Source organism: Phenylobacterium sp. (assembly GCF_036402295.1).
GTDB lineage: Bacteria > Pseudomonadota > Alphaproteobacteria > Caulobacterales > Caulobacteraceae > Phenylobacterium.
On record NZ_DASWTE010000301.1, the window covers coordinates 1 to 4,390 of the forward strand.

Sequence of the window (4,390 nt, forward strand, 5' to 3'; positions counted from 1 at the left end):
CAGGGTCGCCGCGATGACGTCCTGCAGGCGCGCGTTGCGGCCGTAGGGGCGCGCCCCCTCGGTCAGCGTCCAGTCGTAGGCGGCGGCGATGTGCGACATAAACAGCCGCACGTGCTTGGCCTCGAACTCGAAGTGGATGGCGAACATGGTCCGCAGGCGGTCGGCCGTGGACCCGCGCAGGTGCGGCATCACCCGGTCGATCTCCGCGAACAGCGGGTCGAGCCGGGCGGCCATCACCTCGGAGAGGATCTCGCCCTTGGAGGCGAAGGTCGTGAAGACGCTGCCCACGGACACCTGGGCCTGCCGCGCGATCTCGCGGATCGTGGTGCCCTGGTAGCCGTAGGTGTCGAACAGCTCCCGCGCAGCGTCCAGCACCCTCTGGCGCGTCGCTTCTTTCTGCGACTGCCTGGGGGTTCCCGAACGCTCGGGGATCGATCCGACGTCAGCGGTCATCGCCGGCTCAGCCCCGGCGCGCGCCTGCCAGCAGGATGCGGATCTGGTCGCGGGCGCGGGCCTGGAGCGCGTCCAGGCTCCAGCCTTCGAAGATCGCTTGCGGGAAGTTCGACAGGTAGGTGTCGAACAGCATCTGGGCCCGCAGCTTCACTTCGGCTTCCTGCGACAACTCGCCACGTTCGACGGCGGCGGTCAGCAGCTCGGTGAACACGTCCTGGAACGCCAGCGACGACGGCAGGCCGCGCAGCGAGGGGCCGCCGTCCTTGTCCCACGACACCGAGAAGGCCGCGCGGGCCAGCTGCAGGCGCGTCTTGTAGAAGGTGTAGCCGGCCATGAAGACCTTCAGCACACCGTCCTCGACGTTGCGGCCGCGGACGGCGGCGTCGCGCATGGCGGCGAGAAGCGCCTCCATGTCGTCGACCATGATCTCGCGGAACAGGTCCGACTTGTCGGTGAAGTTGGCGAAGACAGCGCCGGTCGACATGCCCGCAGCGGCGGCGATGTCTCGGATGGTGGCGCCTTCATAGCCCTGCTCGCTGAAGAGACGGCGGGCGGCGGCGAGCACCTTCAGGCGGGTCTGCTGCTTGGCGAGGGCGCGGCGGGTGGGGGCGCGCGCCGGAGCATCGGCGGCGACCTGGATCGGAGAGATGTGCTTCATTCTTCTCTTATTTTTTCACCGGCTGGGGGGGCGCCGGGATCGGCTGGGGGGAAGGTGTGAAACCGGTATCACCGGCAATGAACATGTTCAATCAACGGGGTAGGTGAATCGGATTACTAGACTGTAATCCATTGCCTTTACGCGCGCTGGTAGCGCTCGCAGGAGCGAGAAAGCCCTTATTCGATAAGGCGTCTGGCGTCACGTCGAATCTCAGCGTTCGGCCTGGACCCGGATTCGATGAACATGCTCACAGCCTCTAAAGTCAAGTTTAAATTGAACACGCGTTACCGGGTGGTCTCGCCCGGTGTGCGGGCCTAAACTTGGGCGATGGACCTGTTCGACTACCTGATCTTCGCCGCGCTGGGCGCCGTGAGCGTGGTGCTCGCCCTCGGCATCTATTCCCTGTTCCGCGGCGGCGACTTCGGCCGGTCGTGGTCCAACAAGCTGATGCGGCTTCGCGTGCTCACGCAAGCGATCGCCGTGGCTGTTCTTGTGGCCGCGGTCTGGTGGCGAAGCCAGAGCTGACGCAGCGACCAATGGTCACGCTCAACCGCATCTATACGCGCACAGGCGACGCCGGGAAGACGCGCCTCGCCACCGGCCAGCCGGTCAGCAAGACCGACCTGCGGGTCGAGGCCTACGGCGCGGTCGATGAGACGAACGCCTGCATCGGCCTGGCTCGCGTCCACCTGACGGCCGACCCCGAGCTCGACGCCATGCTCGGCCGCATCCAGAACGAGCTGTTCGACCTGGGCGCCGACCTCGCCATGCCGGCCAAGGCGGACGAGGAAGCGGGCTCGAAGCTGCGCATCCTCGACAGCCAGGTCGCCCGCCTCGAGGCCGAGATCGACAGCCTCAACGACCGCCTGCCCGCGCTGAAGTCGTTCATCCTGCCGGGCGGCACGCCGGCGGCCGCGGCCCTGCACCTCGCCCGCACGGTCAGCCGCCGCGCCGAGCGCGACGCCGTCCGCCTCGTGGAGTCGGGGGAGCCGGTGAGCGCTCCGGCCATGCGCTACCTCAACCGCCTCTCCGACCACCTCTTCGTCGCCGCCCGCTGGGCCAACGACGCCGGCAAGGCCGAGGTGTTCTGGGTCTCCGGCGGGACGCGCTAATTCTTTGGCGCCGGGGCCGGCCCCTTCGGCACGGCTGTCCGCCCGATCGCCTTCTTCGCTTCGGCCAGGGCCTTCTCGTCGGTGATCACCCGGCCGGTGATGTCGGAGACGAGCACGGGCGTGGCGCAGACCCGTTCGACAGGGTCCCACCACTTCTTCTGCTCCTTCTCGCACTTCTGGGCGGGCATCACCCACCAGAACTGCCAGATGCCGACGCCGATGGCGGCGACGACGAACAGGCCGATGAAGATGAGCTTCAGGCGCTCGATATTCGCGTTCATGCGGGCCTTTTACGTAACGGGAGGCGCGTTCGCCAGAGTGTGTGCAGTGCGGCATTTTCCGGCCGCCCGCGCTTGCAAAGCTCGCCGGACGCGTTATGCCCCTCCGGCATTCTTTCCGCAGCAATTTGAGGCGCTAGCAACCCATGAAGGTGTTGGTCCCGGTCAAGCGGGTGATCGACTACAACGTCAAGGCCCGCGTTAAGGCCGACCAGACGGGCGTCGACCTCGCAAACGTCAAGATGTCGATGAATCCCTTCTGCGAGATCGCGGTCGAAGAGGCCGTCCGCCTGAAGGAAAAAGGCGCCGCCACCGAGATCGTGGCCGTGTCCGTGGGCCCGCAGCAGGCCCAGGAGACCCTCCGGACCGCACTCGCCATGGGCGCCGACCGGGCCATCCTGATCCAGACCGACCAGGACCTCGAGCCGCTGGCCGTGGCCAAGGTGCTGAAGGCGGTGATCGCCGAGGAAGCCCCTGAGCTGGTGCTGATGGGCAAGCAGGCGATCGACGGCGACAACAACGCCGTGGGCCAGATGCTGGCCGCCCTGCTCGACTGGCCGCAGGCGACCTTCGCCTCGGAAGTCGCCATCGCCGGCGGCAAGGCCAAGGTGACCCGCGAGGTCGACGGCGGCCTGCAGACGCTCGACGTGGACCTGCCGGCGGTCGTCACCGCCGACCTGCGCCTGAACGAGCCGCGCTATGCCTCGCTGCCCAACATCATGAAGGCCAAGAAGAAGCCGCTCGACGTGAAGGAGCTGGGCTCGCTCGGCGTCGACACCGCGCCGCGCCTCAAGGTCGTGAAGGTCACCGAGCCGGCCAAGCGCCAGGCCGGGATCAAGGTGGAAACCGCCGCCGACCTCGTTTCGAACCTCAAGACCGCGGGGGTCCTCTAACATGGCCGTTCTCGTCATCGCGGACCACGACAACGCGACCCTCAAGGACAACACCCACAAGGTGGTGACCGCCGCGCAAGCCATCGGCGGCGACGTCGACGTGCTGGTTGCCGGGACCAATGTCGCCGGGGTCGCGGCCGCCGCGGCCAAGATCGCCGGCGTGCGCAAGGTGCTGACCGCCGAGAGCGCCGAGCTGGGCCAGGGCCTGGCCGAGACGGTGACCGACCTGATCGTGGGTCTGGCCGGCGGCTACGACCACATCCTCACCCCGGCCACGTCGCAGGGTAAAAACTTCAGCCCCCGCGTGGCGGCGAAGCTGGACGTGGCGCAGATCTCGGACGTGACCGAGGTGGTCTCCGCCGACACCTTCACCCACCCGATTTACGCCGGCAACGCGATGGAGACGGTGCAGTCCTCCGACGCGAAGAAGGTGCTGACCGTGCGCCCGACCGCCTTCAAGGCGGCGGCGGAAGGCGGCTCGGCCAAGGTCGAATCCGTGGCGGCTCCGGGCGCTCCGGCCAAGACCCACTTCGTCGACCAGAAGATCGTCAAGTCGGCCCGCCCGGATCTGGGCGCCGCCAAGATCGTCGTCTCGGGCGGCCGCGCCATGGGCTCCGCCGAGGAATTCCACCGGGTGATCGAGCCCCTCGCCGACAAGCTCGGCGCGGCGGTGGGCGCCAGCCGCGCCGCGGTGGACGCCGGCTACGCGCCGAACGACTACCAGGTGGGCCAGACCGGCAAGGTCGTCGCGCCCGAGCTCTACGTCGCCATCGGCATCTCGGGCGCCATCCAGCACCTGGCCGGCATGAAGGACTCCAAGGTGATCGTCGCGATCAACAAGGACCCCGACGCGCCGATCTTCCAGGTCGCCGACTACGGCCTGGTCGCCGACTACAAGGCCGCCGTGCCGGACCTGATGAGCGAGCTCGGCAAGATCGGGAAGTAGGCCCGGTCGGCATCGCAACGCGTTCGAGGGGCGGGCCGCAAGGTCCGCCC

Annotated in this window: 7 protein-coding genes; 4 read left to right on the plus strand and 3 right to left on the minus strand. The window is 68.0% G+C overall.

What is annotated here, in order from left to right:
- Both VGD44_RS18100 and VGD44_RS18105 read right to left on the minus strand, forming a co-directional pair.
- A partial coding sequence (locus tag VGD44_RS18100; protein WP_331089702.1) for a TetR/AcrR family transcriptional regulator occupies nt 1-453 on the minus strand: 453 nt, incomplete at its 3' end.
- Between the two features lie 7 nt (nt 454-460).
- On the minus strand, nt 461-1,111 hold the full coding sequence (locus VGD44_RS18105) for a helix-turn-helix domain-containing protein (RefSeq protein ID WP_331089704.1): 651 nt from the start codon (nt 1,109-1,111) through the stop codon (nt 461-463).
- A 327-nt stretch (nt 1,112-1,438) separates the two neighbouring features.
- Here VGD44_RS18105 and VGD44_RS18110 point away from each other — a divergent pair, with 327 nt between their 5' ends.
- Nucleotides 1,439-1,636, plus strand: a complete 198-nt coding sequence (locus VGD44_RS18110) for a twin transmembrane helix small protein (protein WP_331089706.1) — start codon at nt 1,439-1,441, stop codon at nt 1,634-1,636.
- 11 nt (nt 1,637-1,647) lie between these two features.
- A complete protein-coding gene (locus VGD44_RS18115) occupies nt 1,648-2,223 on the plus strand; it encodes a cob(I)yrinic acid a,c-diamide adenosyltransferase (protein WP_331089708.1) in 576 nt (191 codons plus the stop codon).
- Here VGD44_RS18115 and VGD44_RS18120 read toward each other — a convergent pair.
- Nucleotides 2,220-2,504 carry a hypothetical protein gene (locus VGD44_RS18120; RefSeq protein WP_331089710.1) on the minus strand — a complete coding sequence of 95 codons (285 nt, stop codon included), beginning with the start codon at nt 2,502-2,504 and terminating at the stop codon, nt 2,220-2,222. The genes VGD44_RS18115 and VGD44_RS18120 overlap by 4 nt on opposite strands.
- Before the next feature lie 143 nt (nt 2,505-2,647).
- On the opposite strand from VGD44_RS18120, the gene VGD44_RS18125 reads away from it, so the two are divergent.
- Both VGD44_RS18125 and VGD44_RS18130 read left to right on the plus strand, forming a co-directional pair.
- Complete coding sequence (locus VGD44_RS18125) at nt 2,648-3,394, plus strand: electron transfer flavoprotein subunit beta/FixA family protein (RefSeq protein ID WP_331089712.1); 747 nt, start codon at nt 2,648-2,650, stop codon at nt 3,392-3,394.
- Nucleotide 3,395: 1 nt separating this feature from the next.
- A complete protein-coding gene (locus VGD44_RS18130; RefSeq protein ID WP_331089713.1) occupies nt 3,396-4,340 on the plus strand; it encodes an electron transfer flavoprotein subunit alpha/FixB family protein in 945 nt (314 codons plus the stop codon).
- Nucleotides 4,341-4,390: the final 50 nt, after the last annotated feature.